A 16623-nucleotide genomic window follows, 5' to 3' on the forward strand; every position below is an offset into this window, starting at 1 on the left:
ACAGAAAACTCCTGACTATGATCTTTAATGAACTTATAGGTTAACTGTCGCTCTTGGAGAATATGCCTATGGCCTTTTTTAAAATATCACGTTCTGTTTTCACCTTTTCAAGTTCTCTTTCTAACTGTGCAATTCTAGCTTCTTCTGATGTCTGTACAACATTTCCATTTCCCTGAAAAGAGTTGCCCTCATATTTATTATATTCACGAACCCATCTTCTGATCATATGATCATCTAAATTATTCTCTTCTGCAACTGTCTTTGCTGGTCTACCACTTTGAACCAAGTTTACTATCATCAACTTGAATTCTTTGTCATAGCTTTTTCTTGTACGTCTTTTTCCCATAATGCAAAAATACTTGTTTTGATTAAAGGGGCTTAACTTACTCTCCGAGTAAATGTAGCTATTCCATATATTGCCAATTTATTAGGGATGATATATGCTGCCTTAAATGGCAAATTACTCCTATTTAGAGGTCTGATCATTGTAGACTTCCTTGCTTCTATTCCTGCTAAAGCTGTGATTAGATTTATCGTAGCGACTTACTCATTCGGCCTAACTTTTAATTCAAAAGTGAAAGCTTTTATTCAAAGTAAAAAATAGAATAATACTAGTTTATTTATAACGGTCTATACTTTAGTACAAAGTATAGGCTATTTTTATTTTATTAATTAGTACTGATTGTCTGATAATTAATAAACTGTTTACTTTGCAACTTCATAAAACCATATATTAATGAAAAAAAATATTTTCTTAATTTCTTTATTACTTCTTCTCTGGGGGTGTGAAAAAGAAACAGAAGTCGCAAAAGAATATAAATCAGAAGAATTAAATATCAAGCAATTATCAGAACACGTATGGTTACATACCTCTTATTTGAAAACAGAACAATGGGGAAAAGTACCATGCAATGGGATAATTATGATTGATGATGGTGAAGGTATAATTATAGATACACCGACAAATGAGGAAAGTTCAATCGAATTATTTCAATGGCTAGAAAAAAATAAGGTCAAAGTAAAAGCAGCTGTACCCACTCATTTTCATATTGATTGTTTAGCAGGTTTAGATTATTATCATTCAAAGGAAATTCCATCGTATGGATCTACTTTAACAGCAAAACTTGCAACGGAAAATGGGTTCACTGCACCTCAAAATACATTTCAAGATAGTCTCACTTTAAATGTAGATGATCAAGAAATTAATTTTATTTTTGAAGGGAGTGGTCATACCAAAGACAATATTGTTGCTTATATCCCTGATGATAAAGTTCTTTTCGGAGGTTGTTTGATTAAAGGTGAAGGTTGGTCAAAGGGAAACCTAGCAGATGCTGATACTTCCCAATGGTCAAACTCTGTTATAAAAACTATGATGAATCACCCTGAAGTAGAAATAGTTGTTCCAGGACATGGTGATGTAGGTGATATCTCTCTCCTACAATATACAATCGACATGTTTATTGAAAAATAAAAGAAGCCAACCTATATATCGAATAGGTTGGCTTTTTATTTATATCTTTTCGGGTAAATTTTCCACAATTGTTGATAAATCTCCCCCACTTTTTGCTCTATAATAAATTTCTCTAAGTGTTCTTTCTGCCCAATTCTTTTGAAGCCTATTTGAAATCACAGTCGGTATTGTTCCTTTATTATCTACATGAACAACTAGAGAAACATTTGTTCGATCAGGACCTATGCTTTCTAACTGAAAATCAAATTTCTTAATATCACCTCTAATAACGCCATCTACAACAGGATAATCTTCTTTTTCAATAGAATGTGTTGTTAACTCAACTACTTCATTTGGTTCATTTCCAACTGTTTTCCATTCATGTTCCACAATGTAATCACGATCATGTACAAATGGTAAATCTGTTCTCAAAAATTCATACGTTTGAAACGTTTTGTTATCTGAAAATTTTTCAATCAAATAGCTTTTCACTTGATCACTTTTACGACTACCAATTCCTTCTATTGCATACACTATTCTAGAAAGGGAGATGGGAAAAGTTGATGATGTCTTAAAAACAGTGTTATTATCACTACCGTATTTTTCAATTTCCATTTTTACTTGAAGTAATGCATCAATCATTACTGTATCTAAGTAATTCCAGTTTTCTTGTTCTGTTCTTACTGCCATAATTGTTTTTGAAGTATATATTATTCATAATTCGAATTGAGACGATCTCTTTGTGTAGATTGAAAATTGATAGTTAGGAATATTGAAGTATTTTGTAAGGGTTCATTACATTTGTCCGAGAAGTATACCTACAGACAATACAATTACTCCTCCGATTACGATTTGAACAATCGAATTTTTGACTGAAGCTTCTAAATAATGTTTTCTTAACCAAACAATAACAGATAGCTCAACTAAAACAATACATAGCGCTACAACTATAGCTTGTGAAAAATTATCAAATAAGAATGGAATTGTATGTCCAAGACCACCCAATGCAGTCATAGAACCTGTAATTAAACCTCTTTTTAAAGGGTTACCTCTACCAGAAATATTACCATCATCAGAAAGGTATTCTGAAAAAGTCATACTTATACCTGCACCAATAGAAGTTGCAAGACCTACGATAAATGTATTCCAAGAATTATGTGTAGAAAATGCTGTTGCAAAGATGGGAGCTAATGATGAAATAGTACCATCTGTCAACCCTGCTAAAGCAGGTTGAATTTTCTGTAGAATTGTGTCTTTTCTATTCATTGTAAGTTTGAGTTGGCTGTTAAAAATAACTTCATATTTGAAGAAGTATTCTTTGTCTATGCATAAGCATAGGCCTTTTACAATGTAGAAAACGAAGAAAATAGCCTCGCAGGTAATTTTATTTAAAGTTATTTACCGTATAAGAGACTATTCTAAAAACTTTAATCAGATTATTAAATTAAGCAGGCAAATATTAAAATATTCCTGCCATTAATTCTGGCTGATATTCTTGAATAAGGTCATTTGTTGATGAATCCAATCTGCCAAATCTTTTAATTTAGGCGTTGATAAATTGGCATAAGGCAATAAGTCAATAGGTTCTTCTTGATTTTTTAGAAATAAGAAAAGACGATAGATCATTACTTTTTTGACTGTCATTAAATTATAAAAGTCACGCCCTTGGTTAGTTAGCTGCTTTTTTTCTCTTTCTAAAAGAGAAAGACTTTTAAGATTCTCAATATTATATTCTTTTTTCTCGTACTGATCTTTTGAGATGTAGTGCTCTACAATAAAACGATCATCCTCAAAAGTATACGTTGATCTACAGTCTTTTTCTTTAATAAATGAGATTAAAAAATAGATACTACATCCCCCACTCAATAAAGACAATAAACTATAAATAAAACGAATATTTGGCGGTTCGTTCTGAGATTGAAAAAAGTTATAACCTAAATAAAAGGATAGAAAAAATGTAATGATGACGAAAAGAAGCATTTGAATTTGTTGTTCTTTCCCCCAGTTAATCGTTTTTTGTGTCATAGTTGAAAAAATTGAAGCCAAAGAAGTTAAAACTCTCCTTTGGCTATTTAATATTTTGATTACCAAGCTTCGATCAAATCGACTAAGCTAAAGTAGACTTCTTTTGAAATTGTAGGGAAGTTTGCAATCCTCACTTGAGTAGCCTTATTCGGTCCGTAACCAGAACTTACTTCCAAACCTTTATTTGAAAGATAAGTCATCAATTCTTTCGCCTCTCTACCTTCTTTTACTTCTACTACAATCACTGTTTTCGAACGAACTCTTTCCTCATGAACTGCAAAATCTAAATCTTTATGCATTCCAATAGCACTGTATAAAATAGAGGCTTTATAATCTGCTTCGCTTCGAATAATTTTCATATCTCTACGAATCATATCTTCACAAACCTTACCCAGAGTATAAATACCAATGGCATTTGGTGTAGCAGGAGTCATATGTTTGGCTGCATTTTTAAGTAAGGTAAACATATCATGATAACCTCCCATTTTTCTTCCTGCAGCTTTTAATTCTTTCGCTCTGTCTAAGCATCTTTCATTAAAGATCCAAACACCAAGACCAGCTGGGCAACCCATTCCTTTTTGAACTGAAAAATATAAACTATCAATTTTAGAAAAATCAATATCTAAATAAGGAACAGAAGATACAGCATCAATAGCAATCAATGCATCTGGATTGGAAGCACGAATTTTGTAAATATCCTCTACCGGAAATTGAACACCCGTACTTGTTTCGTTCTGAGTAATCGCAATGAAATCACAATCCTTTTCGATAGCAAAATCATTATCATTAAAACCTTCTCCTAATGGCTTCTCAATTTTTTGAGTTGATAAACCCCAAGCTTCAGCGAATGAGTGAAAACGTTCTGAAAAAGAGCCATTGACAAAATGAGCACTTTTTTCACGAATACAATCTTGTGCTAATCTTTCCCAAACTTCAGTAGCAGAACCCGTAAATACTACATAATAATCTTCGGGTACTCCCAACATTTCTTTTATTTGACTTACCGTAAATGCAAATACATCCTGGAATGCTTTACTTCTATGAGAAACAACAGCTACATTGTCTTTTAATGCTTGTTGAATATGCTGTCCTACAGTAAAATAGAGCTCACTTGGGCCAGCAGTTAAATGGTACTTTTTCATGTTTTGCAAGTTTAGTTAGACGCACATTTGGATTACATCCATTCGTTTAATAGTAGTTCATTCGTATCAATATCCATCGAACATTTGAAGTGCTTCTTTGGACATTTTTTATGACCATGTATTCCACAAGGTCTACATTTTAATTTTTCTTTTACCTCTACAATTTTTGAATTGCTCGATAAAGGTCCAAAACCGAACTCAGGTATAGTCGAACAAAAAACAGCTGTTACAGGTGCATTCATAGCACTTGCCATATGTTGAGGTGCCGAGTCATTGACATAATTCATCATCGCACTCTTCATCAAAGCCGCAGATTGTAAAAATGACAGTTTCCCTGCCCAATTCCACATATTTTCTCTATTTACCTTTTCAGCAATTTCATCACAAAGATCTCTATCTCCAGGACCTCCAATGAGGATTACTGCAACATCTTCAGGAACTTTATTGATAAATTCGATCCATTTATCTTTATGAAATTGTTTTGTATACCATACCGAACTTGGACCTACTGTGATGTATTTCCCATCAAATTTTGCTTTTTCAAAATCGATTTCTCTAGGATACATTTTTGGGGCCACAAATTCACTATCAGTGATATCTTCTATTAATGATAAATATCTTGTCACTTCATGATGCTCTTTATCTCTTCCTAATCCAACTTTATGTTTTTTCTTTATTGAAAATAACATACTCAATGGATTTTTATCAAAGCCAGCAGTAGATTTAGCACCTGATAAAAAAGTCATTAATCCAGTAGAAAAATAACGCTGTAAGTTGATCACACGATCATATTGACGTCTTCTCACCTCAGCGGTTACCCTCATTAAGTTTTTATTTTTCTCTACTTTTTTGTTCCAAATAATAACTTCATTAATATGAGGATTGTTTCTTAATAGTCCCTCATTTCCGTTTCTTACCACAAAATCAATTTGTGCCTCAGGGTAAAATTGAATTAATTTCTCCACAACAGCAGTTGCCATAATAACATCTCCGATAAACGCTGTTTGGATCACTAGGAATTTTTTCATCCTGCTAAATTCTCATTTCATTATGAATATTGCAATATTTGCAAACCATATCTGAAGAAAAAAACATGATAAATCGCAGAAAATTATGTTATTCTTCAAAAGCATTACTTTTATAATCTTTTACAACTACTTATATTCATAAAGGAATAGTCGCATAATATTGCACACTGTATGAAATCATTTGAATCATTTAAAAACCATTTCAAAGAAAATATTGCTCATCAATTAGATGAGATTGAACAAAATCGAGCTTTCCTACACAACAAAAGATTGCAGTTTGGAGGTTTAACCATGCTCATGATTTCTATTGCACTCATGTTGCTTTACTTAGGTCAGATCAATGAATATGGCGTTTATTTCATGTGTATTTTCGCTCCTTTAACTTCAATGAATTATTTCAATAATAACTATCAAGATGATAGTATTGAAAGTCAATACAAAGAAGTTGTAGTACGAGAAATGATTAGGTTTATGGATAGTAGTCTACATTATGCTCCTGAAGATTTTCTGCCTTTACAAAAATGGATTGAGAGTGGTGTAAACCCTGTCATTCCTGATGTCTACTTTGGGGATGATTTGATAGAAGGAAATATTGAAGGATCCCCTATTCAGTTGTCTGAAATTAAAGTGGGCAACTATTTCCCTCCAAAAAACCATTGGTATATTCCAAAACATAAACGAGGTAAAAAAGAACTAAATACTCAATTTCATGGATTTTTTATGATTGTAACTCTTGAAGATCCACCTGAAACTGAAGTTTTTATCTTTGAAGATCACATTCAAAACCATTGGGGACATTTAGGACGATTAATTGAAGAAAAAGATAATCGATTTGGTACTTATGTACCTATAAAAGATCCAGAGTTCCGAAAATATTTTAAAGTTTATGCAGGTAATCGTGCGGATGCTGAGAAATCATTGAAGGATGATTTTATCAAGAGATTATATAAAATTAGAAAACACTTTAAAGCAAAAGTAAACTGTGTCTTAAGGAATGGTAAACTTTATATTTTTATGGATGTGCGTAAAGAGCTTTTCAAAGTAGACACCACAAGGTCTCTGAAAAGAGCATTTATCCTAAAGGCACTTTACAGAGATATGTCTATGATTTTGTCAGTTGCTCATACGCTAAATGATCCTATCCCTGAAGTCGCTCCTCCTACCCAAATCAATGATAACTTTGGTGATTCAACAGAAGATGATCATATCTATGATGATACTCCAATCCAAGAGGAAGCTTTTATTCATGATGACGAATTTGCTTTGGATGAGGAAGAACAATTTGGAGATGACCCCGAATATAATGAGGAAGAGGAACCTGCTTTCGATCCTTCAATGATGGCTTCTCAACAAGAACTTTTTGGAGAAAGTGAGCCTCAAAATCCGCATTTTGACTTTGATAACCTCGAAAATGAGGATTATTATGATGATGAAGAGGAGGAATACTAGATTAATGTAGGCCATTCTTCTTTTTTTTACGAAATTTGCATGTTACTCAATATATAGAGTGATTTTAAATCAATTCAAGAAAATGGATAGTAAAAGACAACATAAATTTTCTCGTTTAATCCAAAAAGATCTTGGTGAAATTTTCCAACAGAACTCTGTTTCTATGTTTGGAGGTGCATTCATTTCTGTTACGCACGTTGAAATTTCTCCTGACTTAGGTTTAGCGAAAGTATATTTAAGCTTCTTATTAACGAAAGACCCTGAAGGGAAAGTTGAAGAAATTGAAGAGCAAAATAAATCAATTCGTAATTTACTAGCTCAACGTATCCGTCATCAAGCGAGAGTAATTCCTGAATTACGTTTCTACTATGACAATACAGCTGAAGAAGCAGAAAAAATAGATAAGTTGTTTGACAACATCGACATTCCTGATGAAAAAGAGGATGACGATGATGACAACATCTACACACGTTAATTTAATTTAGTTGCTGTGCAAAAAGGACACAGCAACTAAACCTTTTTTAATTCCAAGGTATAAGCAAATATGCTGGCATTTTTTAAGATCAACGATCCTCTACGCTTAATCATACTTTTTTTCATACTTATCCTTATCAGAGTTCCTATATGGATGAGTGATATCCCTTTACTTTCAGATGAAATTCACTGGATTACTTTAGGCAATAAGTTAGCCGAAGGTAATAGTATGTACTTGGATGTTTGGGACAATATTGCCCCACTATCTGCAAGCGTTTATTGGTTAATTGCTCTTACTTTTGGTGCTTCACAAAAAGTATTCTTTGTATTCGCCGCAATTCTTACATTTATACAATCTTATCTTTTCAATTTAATGATGAACAGAAGTGAGGCGTATAAACAGAAAACTTTTGTTCCTGGTTTTATGTACCTGATATTTTCGAATCTCAGTTACGATTTTATGACTTTATCTCCTACATTAATCTCTTTAACTTTCTTACTCTTTGGTTTAAGGAACCTATTAAGGATGGAAAGAACTGGAGTGGAGCAGAGTATTTTGAATACAGGTATTTTCTTTGGTTTGGCTTCCTTGGCTTATATGCCATCGTTCTCCTTTCTTTTAATGGGTATATTTGCACTTGCCACATTTAGAGTATCTTCTTTTAACCGTTTATTTCTAGCACTTGTTGGTTTTACGATCGTTTGGGGAGGTTACTTAGTATTTTTATATTATTTAGGTGGGTTAGAAAATTTCATAAACATGTGCATGTTGGTGATCCCTAACTTAGCTCACGATTATCAATTATCTTGGGATCAAATGCTGATGCTAGTCACAGTTCCAATATTCATCTTAGTAATGGGTATGTTCAAGACATTTAGTTATAATCAATTCATCAACTCTCAACAAAATATACAGCAATTAATGCTTATTTGGGTTATCACAGCCTCACTAAGTATATTTTTCTCTTCTTTCACAATTTCTTATCAACTAACCTTGTTCATTCCTGCACTAAGTTTTTTCTGTGCACATGAACTGTTAATCATGAGAAGTAAATTTTTCGCTGAAATTACATTATGGACATACGTCAGCTTACTTCTTGTCATTATGTTTGGTTGTGCTTTTAATATTTTACCTAAAAAAATTGCTTCTCCTTACGAAAATGCATGGGCTACTAATATTCCTGATTTAGATCAATTTGGAGGTAAAATGCTAGTATTCGGAAATGAATACAAGTATTACAATGGACATGAGCTTGCCACTCCTTACTTGAATTACAAAGTCTGTAAAGGCTATTTTAATGGAATTAATAGCTATGATGAAATTCGTTCAATTTACAACGCTTTTGAAAAAGACATGCCCGAAGTAATCGTAGATACGAATGGAGATGGTGAAAAACTATTGGATTTCATTACTATTATCAAAAAACAATACGAAAGAACTGAACTAGATAATGGCTTAGTGATATTTTATAAATCAAAATAATTCACTTTTTTCTTTGGAAGATACTTTTCATGTGTATATTTGCAGTATAAATATAAACGTACTTTTTACATTTAATAAAAAGTAGTACATTTAAATTACCAATACAACCGTAGATTACCAATTACAAAAACACATGAAAAATATCATTGAAAAATTATGGGATCAGTATGTTGAAATCACTCCCTCAGCAGGTAAGATCCAAGCAATTTTCGAAGATAAAGGCGAAAAAATTGAGAACGATCATATTGCTATCCGTACATTTAACAATCCCCTAGTCAATGTAGAACGTCTTTCCGAACCTTTTGTCAGGATGGGTTATGAAAAGAAAGGTGAATACATTTTTGAAGCTAAAAAACTGAAGGCAGCACATTTCGAACACCGTTCAGACAAAGATGCACCAAAGATTTTCATTTCAGAGTTAAGACTAGAACTTTGTAGTGAATTCGTACAGGAAGTGGCAGACTCTATCGTTGCTTCTGCTGGTATCGAAGAAATGGATGTAGAACAATTGCTTTTAAGTGGATGTATTTGGGGCAAACCTTCTTACAAAATCTATCAAAAACTACTAGAAGAATCAGAATATGCTGGTTGGATGTATGTTTTTGGTTTCAGAGCCAATCATTTCACTATTCACTGTAATAAGTTGAAAAACTTTAAAACGCTAGAAGAAGTCAATACGTTCCTAAAGGACAATGGCTTTAAACTGAACACTTCTGGTGGAGAAATCAAAGGTAGTAAGGAGCAATTATTAGAACAGTCTAGTATTCTTGCTGATAAAATGACTATTGATTTCCAAGAAGGCCAATATGAAATTCCATCATGCTATTATGAGTTTGCAAAGAGATATGAAGATAAAAACGGTCAATTATTTGAAGGTTTTATCGCTTCTTCTGCAGACAAAATATTTGAAAGTACAGATACAGCACTTTCTAATTAATAGCGTAAAATAAATGACGACTTAAGTCGTTCTAAACAAGGTGTAAAGAATAATATATTCATCTATTTTATTCTTTACATCATTCAACTAACATCGATACTCCTTTTTCTAACCAATTCAAGATTATCTAAACTTTAATTTATTAGACAAAAATAAACCCTACAATGATTTGTAGGGTTTATTTCTTTTATATTAAAAACATGCCTATTATACCTGCTATCATATAGATTTTAATGAAGGTACTAATATTTGCATAATCTTTACTTGAAATCGCTTTATAGAGTTTATAAATCATCACAAAGGCAGGTAATGATAAGGCTAAGAAGTAATATTGAATGAGGACTTCTTGCATCCCTAACACGATGAATGTAGAAATACCCAGGAATAAAGCAAATAAGACATAGATTAATTTCTTTGTTTTCTGATCTCCCCAAACTATGGGTAAAGTCTTACACCCAAACTTCATATCTCCTTCTTTATCTTCTAAATCTTTAATTATCTCTCTTATCAAAGAAACAAAGAAAGAAAAGACGCCAAATTCATATACGGCTCTATTATGCTCTACAAAGTAGATATTGATCAAGAATATAGAGATAGAAGTTATTGCTGCTACACTTACATTCCCTATAAATGCTCTTCTTTTCAGATCATTGGAGTATAACCAAAGCCAAAAAGAAACCAAGAAACATACAATTCCCACCTCCATTGATAAGAAGAAACCAATCACTATACCTACAAAATTAAAAACGGTGTGAGTAAAAATGGCCACTCTTCTTTTCATCAATTTACCAATCACTTGCTTATTTGGTCGATTGACAGCATCTATCTTAATATCATAATAATCATTGATTATATATCCCGCAGCCGCAATCAATAGCGTTGAAATGGTCAACATCCAGAATGAAACATCTTGTAGTTGCTCTTTCCACTGACTACTTGGCCCTATCAGGAATATCCTACCCATCCATTGTGTAAGTAGGATAATCAATAAATTATTCATTCTTACAAGTCGTAAGAAATCTTTTATATTAATAAAAAAAGTTTGTTCTGTTTGTGGTCTTGTCATATTCTAGTGAGCTTCTAACCAATTGTTTCCTTCTCCAACTTCTACTTCCAATGGTACTCCAATGTCATAAGCACCTTCCATTAAGGATTTAATTTTTTCCTTCATCAATTCCAATTCCTCATTATGAACATCAAAAATCAATTCATCATGTACTTGAAGGATCATTTTTGATTTAAGGTTTTGCGTATCCATCCAATTCTGGATTTCAATCATTGCTTTCTTAATAATATCAGCTGCAGTACCTTGAATTGGGGCATTTATCGCATTTCGCTCTGCCATTCCTCTGACTGTAAAGTTTCGAGAATTAATATCACGTAGATAACGTCTTCGACCCATTAATGTTTCTACATATTCATTGTCTCTTGCTTTGTCAATGACAGCATCCATATATTTTTTAATCGAAGGAAATTGCTCAAAATAGTTATCAATTAACTCTTTTGATTCACTTCTTGAGATATTTAACTGTTGTGATAAACCAAAAGCAGAAACTCCATATATAATACCAAAGTTAGCTGTTTTCGCTCTTCTTCTCATCTCTGAATCTACTTCTTCTTCCTTTACTTTAAATACCTTAGCGGCTGTAGCGGTGTGAATATCACGTCCTTCTTTAAAAGCATTGATCATTTCTTCATCCTTACTGAATGCAGCCATGATACGTAATTCCACTTGTGAATAATCTGCCGCAACGAAAGTATAGTTTTCGTCTCTTGCCACAAATGCTTTACGGATTTCTCTACCTCTTGACGTTTTAATTGGAATATTCTGTAAGTTTGGATCGGTAGAACTTAGACGACCTGTAGCTGCTACTGCTTGATTATATGTAGTATGTACTCTACCATCTGACTTAATCAGTTTTGGTAAAGCGTCTACATAAGTACTCTTCAATTTCGCTAATTGTCTAAAGTCTAATATTTTTTCAACAATTTCATGTTGTTTTAAACCTTGTAAAATCTCTTCACCAGTTGCATACTGACCTGTTTTTGTCTTTTTAGGCTTATCTACCAATTTCATTTTTTCAAATAAAATAACACCTAATTGCTTTGGTGATGAAATTGTGAATTCCTCTCCCGCTAAAGCATATATATCTTTTTCCAATTGAGCAACTTCTTCTCCAATATGAACTGAGTATTGTTCTAATGATGGAACGTCTAGGTTTACCCCTTCTTCTTCCATTCGTCTCAATACCTCCATTAATGGAACTTCAATGTCATTGAAAAGTGTATCTAATCCTTTCTCTTTGAGAATTGGCTCAAATTTATGTTTTAATTGAAGAGTAACATCCGCGTCTTCTGAAGCATATTCATAAACTTCAGCAGCAGGAATATCACGCATATTTTTTTGCTTCTTTCCTTTCTTTCCTAAAATTGTTTCTATTGAAACAGGGATATAGTTAAGGTAAGTTTCGGATAATGTATCCATTCCATGACGCTTATCTGGCTCGATAAGATAATGGGCTAACATCGTGTCGAAGAAAGGTCCTTTAACTTCTACACCAGCCGAAGCCATCACTTGAAGGTCATATTTTAAATTTTGACCAATCTTAAGAATAGACTCATTTTCGAATAGTAGTTTGAAGTAAGCCAAAACTTTATCTGCTTCCTCTTTTTCTAAAGATAGAGGCACATAATAAGCCTCATCCTTAGCAGCTGAGAAAGACATACCCACCATTTGTGCTTCTAATGAATCAAGGCCAGTAGTTTCAGTATCAAAAGCAAATTCTTTTTGTTTTGAAAGATAAGCGACAAGTTCTGTATACCTTTCTTCATTATCAATCATACGATAATTCTTCGAAACAGTCCCAATCGTATCTGGTCCTACTATTTCTTCCTCAACTTCTTCAACTTCTGTCTCTACTGTAGATGTAGCTAAAGTTGGTGTACCTCCAAATAAACTTCCTTGTTCACCAGCTTTTACCACTTTCTTAGTCGCTGCAGCTTTTTCTCCAGGAAAAATACGAGCAAGAAGTGTTTTAAACTCTAAGTCATTAAAAATCTTAACGACCTCTTCTTTATTGGGTTCTTTAAGTTCAAGTTGACCTTCATCAAATTCAATTGGCACATCAATTTTGATCGTTGCCAATTCTTTAGACATTAATGCTTGTTCTTTATTGCCCTCAACTCTCTCTTTTAATTTTCCTTTTAATTCAGAGGAATGCTCTAAAATCCCTTCAACCGTACTGTATTGTTTTAATAATTTTACAGCTGTCTTAGGACCGACACCTGGAATGCCTGGGATATTATCTACTGCATCACCTTGCAAACCTAAAAGGTCTATAACTTGATCAATACGATCTAAATCAAATTTCTCAAGAACTTCTTTTTCTCCTAAAATTTCAATCCCTCCTTTAGTAGATGGACGGTATAAAAATGTATTTTCATCAACTAATTGAGCATAATCTTTATCAGGTGTCAGCATATATGTTTGGAAACCTGCTTTCGATGCTTTTTTCGCTAATGTTCCGATAACATCATCCGCTTCAAAACCTTCTACTTCTAAACGAGGGATATTGAATGCATCTACAATCTTTTTTACAATAGGAATGGCAATTGAAATATCTTCTGGTGTTTCTTGACGATTCGCCTTGTACTCTGAAAACATTTCATGTCGAAAAGTTGGTCCTGGAAGGTCAAAAGAGACACCAATATGTGTTGGTTTCTGCTTTTTAATTACCTCCATCATAGAATTCACAAACCCCATTGGAGCACTAGTGTTCATTCCTTTAGAGTTGATTCTAGGATTTCGGATTAAAGCAAAATGGGCTCGAAAAATCAATGCCATGCCATCAAGCAGAAACAATTTCTTCATAATATTAAAATGTACAGAGTACGAAATATAATTTTGTGTTTGTCTTAATTCTAAATTAGTGTACAAATGAGACAATTTAAAGCCACAAAAACAAGTAATTTCACGAGTAAGAAAGGAGATTTAAAAGGATAAATTAAATTCATTTTTTTCTAGCCAAAATTGTTATTTTTTCATATTTATCTTTAGACCTTCATATGAAGAGTTATATTTGCAATTCAGTTTGTAAATGGAGTAGGTCTTTTATAAGACTTCGGTTACTCCTATTTTTTAGCAATAAATAAATCGAATAGGTTTGGTAGGAGAAGCGATTCAAGGCTTACAACAGCAACTTTTATTTGCAGGTAATTTTAAGGGTGCTATTCAAGAGCATAGTGGAGACTTAAGAAAGGTTTTTCAACGCTCTTTTTATCCTTCTTTTGGCACTGAAGATTTGATTCGCTTTATCAGTGAACATATTATTGGGAAGCATATTATCTCTCAATTAGTTGCTAATGATAAATTAAAACATCTTCATCAAGATTCTATTTATCAAGCCTTTGAAAGACTCATTGACAAAACAATTGATCTAGATCTAATTCAACTCAATTTAGAATCAATTGAGGATGCTATAAATGAATTATCTACGCAAGAAACTCCTGAAAATACATTTACAAAACTGATGGGCAGAGAAGAAGGTGAAGCATTACCCGATTACTTCTTGGGAATGTTCAAATCTTTAATGCGAAAACATTTGAATAACTCTGGAAAAAATGCTCAATATTTATATCCTTCTTTTACACTCCCTCCTTTCTTGGACACTGAAGCTCAGTCCAATACTATTGTTTGCTATGATCTTTTAGTTTACTATTGGAGTGCAATCACAATTCCGATGAGTGTTCGTTCCTTTGGGAATAGTCTTAGTTTTATTGATATAAAACCCCAAGGACAAAAACACTTTAATTTTTCGGAACAAGATGACAATTTGGACAAGTTGATCAATCTAAATCGTGATCCTGTACAAATAGTATTTGGCACCATACAACAGATGTCCTTAGGCAATCGATCTGTACATAAAGATTGGGTCAATAAAGTCAAAAAAGTTTTTAAAAATGACGCCAAACGCAATCCAGTTTCTTATTGGTTTTTATGGGCAAAAGAACGTCTAGGAAATAATGGAATTTTAGTGATTCGTGGGGATCATTCCATAGCAGCAGCTCCTGAATTCAAAGAATGGAGAAAAACGGTTGTAGACATTTGTCAGAGAGTTTACGTTCAAGCACAGCAATACTCTAATCAAGTGGTTTATTGTTTTATATTCAGTGAGGAAGAAGATAAAGATGGTGTATTCTTCGCTCCAAGTTATTTGGAAGACTTTGCTCATGTAAATGAAGAAAGTGATGATTGGATTACGTTATCTTCTGATGAATATAAAAACTTCCTTTGTCTGATTTCTGAAAAAGAAAAAAGCATTTTTAATCAAAGTACACCTTTAATTGATATAAAAAATAAATCTTGGGCAACTGATTTCAACAAAAAACAGTTGATTCAAAAAATGGAGTTATTTTACAAAAATCAAAAAAAGGATAACACTTTAGCTTTAGGAATTGAAGAAAAATTTGATGCAAAAAATATAGTAAAAGTCTATTCCAAACCTTTCTTAAAGAAGTGGGCTTATATTTCTGAAAGAGATCAAAACAACTGGTCTACAGCACAAACGTATGGCTTTGGAAAAGACAACCCTACTTTTGCTTTAAGTACACACAAGGAAATTGGTTTAGAAGCTACACCTATCATTCAAGGGCCTTTAAAATCTTTTTATGATAGAAAACAACTCCCTACTGTTTTACCTTTAAGTATATACAAAGAAGACGGATCTTTTAATAGTAATATTAGTGATTGGGCACTAGATCGTTTTAAACAATATTATATCTCTCGTCTTCCAAAAGTAGAGCAACAAAATACGATTGAACCAATTTTAGATGTTCTTATTCAAGAAACAAAGAATATAGAGAAATTCACATCACGACTTCCTGTATTACATAAGTATACACTCCAACTTCAAGGGATAGCTAGCGATACACAAAGTTCTTTTGAAGAGATTACAAAAACATTGCATTTGTTGAATACTAAAATGAATCAACTTTTCAGAACATCTACTGAAAAGAAAACCATGATCAATAGTATTACACAATCTTCTATTAAGATAAGCAGTGCCATCCAAAAATTAGAAAAAGGTAAAATTGAGAATGAAAAGAAAACAAAACAATTAACAAAAGAGAATATCTTTTACTATTGCTTTGCGATTCTTAATCATCCATTATATCGAATTGATTACGAAAAAGAACTTAAAGCATTAGCACCAAGAATTCCGCTATTGAATGACTTCTGGAGTTGGTCTGAATATGGCAGAACGATTTTTACCACAGGTGTTCAAAAAGAAGTGGAAACTACATTTACTTTTTCTGAAAATTATGAAGAGAAAGAAGAGAATGATTTGATACTCAATTCTACTCAAAAAATTGAAGGTATTTCCCTTGAAGATACCCTTGGTACATGGCATAACGAAAAAGTTTCCCAACTTATACTTCAAGAGTACAAAGAAAGGAAACCTCTAAATAAAGATTTACAAAAATATTTTAATGCTGTAATTCCGGTTATTAATCGTCTTGACTTAATCAAAAGTTTACAGTTACAATCGCAATATTATAAAGTTATTCAAACAACTTTACCTGATGCATTATTTGAAAATAGTGGTCCAACAATACGATTAAAGCGTAGAAAGTAA

15 protein-coding genes are annotated in these 16623 nt (G+C 32.7%); 7 read left to right on the top strand and 8 right to left on the bottom strand.

The window, feature by feature from the left end; all coding sequences use genetic code 11:
* Positions 1-40: 40 nt before the first annotated feature.
* Entirely contained in the window at positions 41-346 is a 306-nt protein-coding gene (locus ACXAHM_RS20495) for a transposase (RefSeq protein WP_474964075.1), read from the bottom strand.
* 87 nt (positions 347-433) lie between these two features.
* Between ACXAHM_RS20495 and ACXAHM_RS20500 the strand changes: the two genes are divergently transcribed.
* On the top strand, positions 434-604 hold the full coding sequence (locus ACXAHM_RS20500; protein WP_474964078.1) for a hypothetical protein: 171 nt from the start codon (positions 434-436) through the stop codon (positions 602-604).
* Positions 605-736: 132 nt separating this feature from the next.
* Entirely contained in the window at positions 737-1471 is a 735-nt protein-coding gene (bla, locus tag ACXAHM_RS20505) for a subclass B1 metallo-beta-lactamase (RefSeq protein ID WP_474964081.1), read from the top strand.
* 39 nt (positions 1472-1510) lie between these two features.
* Here the strand turns inward: bla and ACXAHM_RS20510 are convergent, their stop codons facing one another.
* The 5 genes from ACXAHM_RS20510 to ACXAHM_RS20530 form a co-directional block, all read right to left on the bottom strand.
* Complete coding sequence (locus ACXAHM_RS20510) at positions 1511-2140, bottom strand: SRPBCC family protein (protein WP_474964083.1); 630 nt, start codon at positions 2138-2140, stop codon at positions 1511-1513.
* A gap of 105 nt (positions 2141-2245) precedes the next feature.
* Positions 2246-2716: a VIT1/CCC1 transporter family protein gene (locus tag ACXAHM_RS20515; protein WP_474964086.1), complete on the bottom strand. Its 471-nt coding sequence runs from the start codon at positions 2714-2716 to the stop codon at positions 2246-2248.
* A 210-nt stretch (positions 2717-2926) separates the two neighbouring features.
* Complete coding sequence (locus ACXAHM_RS20520; protein WP_474964089.1) at positions 2927-3475, bottom strand: hypothetical protein; 549 nt, start codon at positions 3473-3475, stop codon at positions 2927-2929.
* Between the two features lie 59 nt (positions 3476-3534).
* Positions 3535-4617 (bottom strand): aminotransferase class V-fold PLP-dependent enzyme, encoded by a 1083-nt coding sequence (locus ACXAHM_RS20525; protein ID WP_474964091.1) that lies wholly within the window; start codon positions 4615-4617, stop codon positions 3535-3537.
* Between the two features lie 32 nt (positions 4618-4649).
* A complete protein-coding gene (locus tag ACXAHM_RS20530; protein WP_474964093.1) occupies positions 4650-5645 on the bottom strand; it encodes a glycosyltransferase family 9 protein in 996 nt (331 codons plus the stop codon).
* Between the two features lie 171 nt (positions 5646-5816).
* Between ACXAHM_RS20530 and ACXAHM_RS20535 the strand changes: the two genes are divergently transcribed.
* The 4 genes from ACXAHM_RS20535 to ACXAHM_RS20550 all read left to right on the top strand — a co-directional run bounded on the left by ACXAHM_RS20535 (position 5817) and on the right by ACXAHM_RS20550 (position 9988).
* A complete protein-coding gene (locus ACXAHM_RS20535; RefSeq protein WP_474964095.1) occupies positions 5817-7094 on the top strand; it encodes a DUF3137 domain-containing protein in 1278 nt (425 codons plus the stop codon).
* An 82-nt stretch (positions 7095-7176) separates the two neighbouring features.
* Positions 7177-7569, top strand: coding sequence for a 30S ribosome-binding factor RbfA (gene rbfA / locus ACXAHM_RS20540; protein ID WP_474964097.1), 393 nt, complete (start codon positions 7177-7179; stop codon positions 7567-7569).
* A gap of 153 nt (positions 7570-7722) precedes the next feature.
* Positions 7723-9051, top strand: coding sequence for a hypothetical protein (locus tag ACXAHM_RS20545; protein WP_474964099.1), 1329 nt, complete (start codon positions 7723-7725; stop codon positions 9049-9051).
* A 133-nt stretch (positions 9052-9184) separates the two neighbouring features.
* Entirely contained in the window at positions 9185-9988 is an 804-nt protein-coding gene (locus ACXAHM_RS20550) for a 2-oxoadipate dioxygenase/decarboxylase family protein (RefSeq protein ID WP_474964101.1), read from the top strand.
* Between the two features lie 187 nt (positions 9989-10175).
* Here the strand turns inward: ACXAHM_RS20550 and ACXAHM_RS20555 are convergent, their stop codons facing one another.
* Both ACXAHM_RS20555 and polA read right to left on the bottom strand, forming a co-directional pair.
* The gene (locus ACXAHM_RS20555) at positions 10176-11054 is read right to left on the bottom strand and encodes a geranylgeranylglycerol-phosphate geranylgeranyltransferase (protein ID WP_474964103.1); all 879 of its coding nucleotides are present in this window, start codon (positions 11052-11054) and stop codon (positions 10176-10178) included.
* A gap of 3 nt (positions 11055-11057) precedes the next feature.
* Positions 11058-13859: a DNA polymerase I gene (gene polA, locus ACXAHM_RS20560; RefSeq protein WP_474964105.1), complete on the bottom strand. Its 2802-nt coding sequence runs from the start codon at positions 13857-13859 to the stop codon at positions 11058-11060.
* A 292-nt stretch (positions 13860-14151) separates the two neighbouring features.
* On the opposite strand from polA, the gene ACXAHM_RS20565 reads away from it, so the two are divergent.
* Positions 14152-16623: a type ISP restriction/modification enzyme gene (locus tag ACXAHM_RS20565; RefSeq protein WP_474964107.1), complete on the top strand. Its 2472-nt coding sequence runs from the start codon at positions 14152-14154 to the stop codon at positions 16621-16623.

The organism is Flammeovirga sp. AWQ4_249 (genome assembly GCF_056161045.1).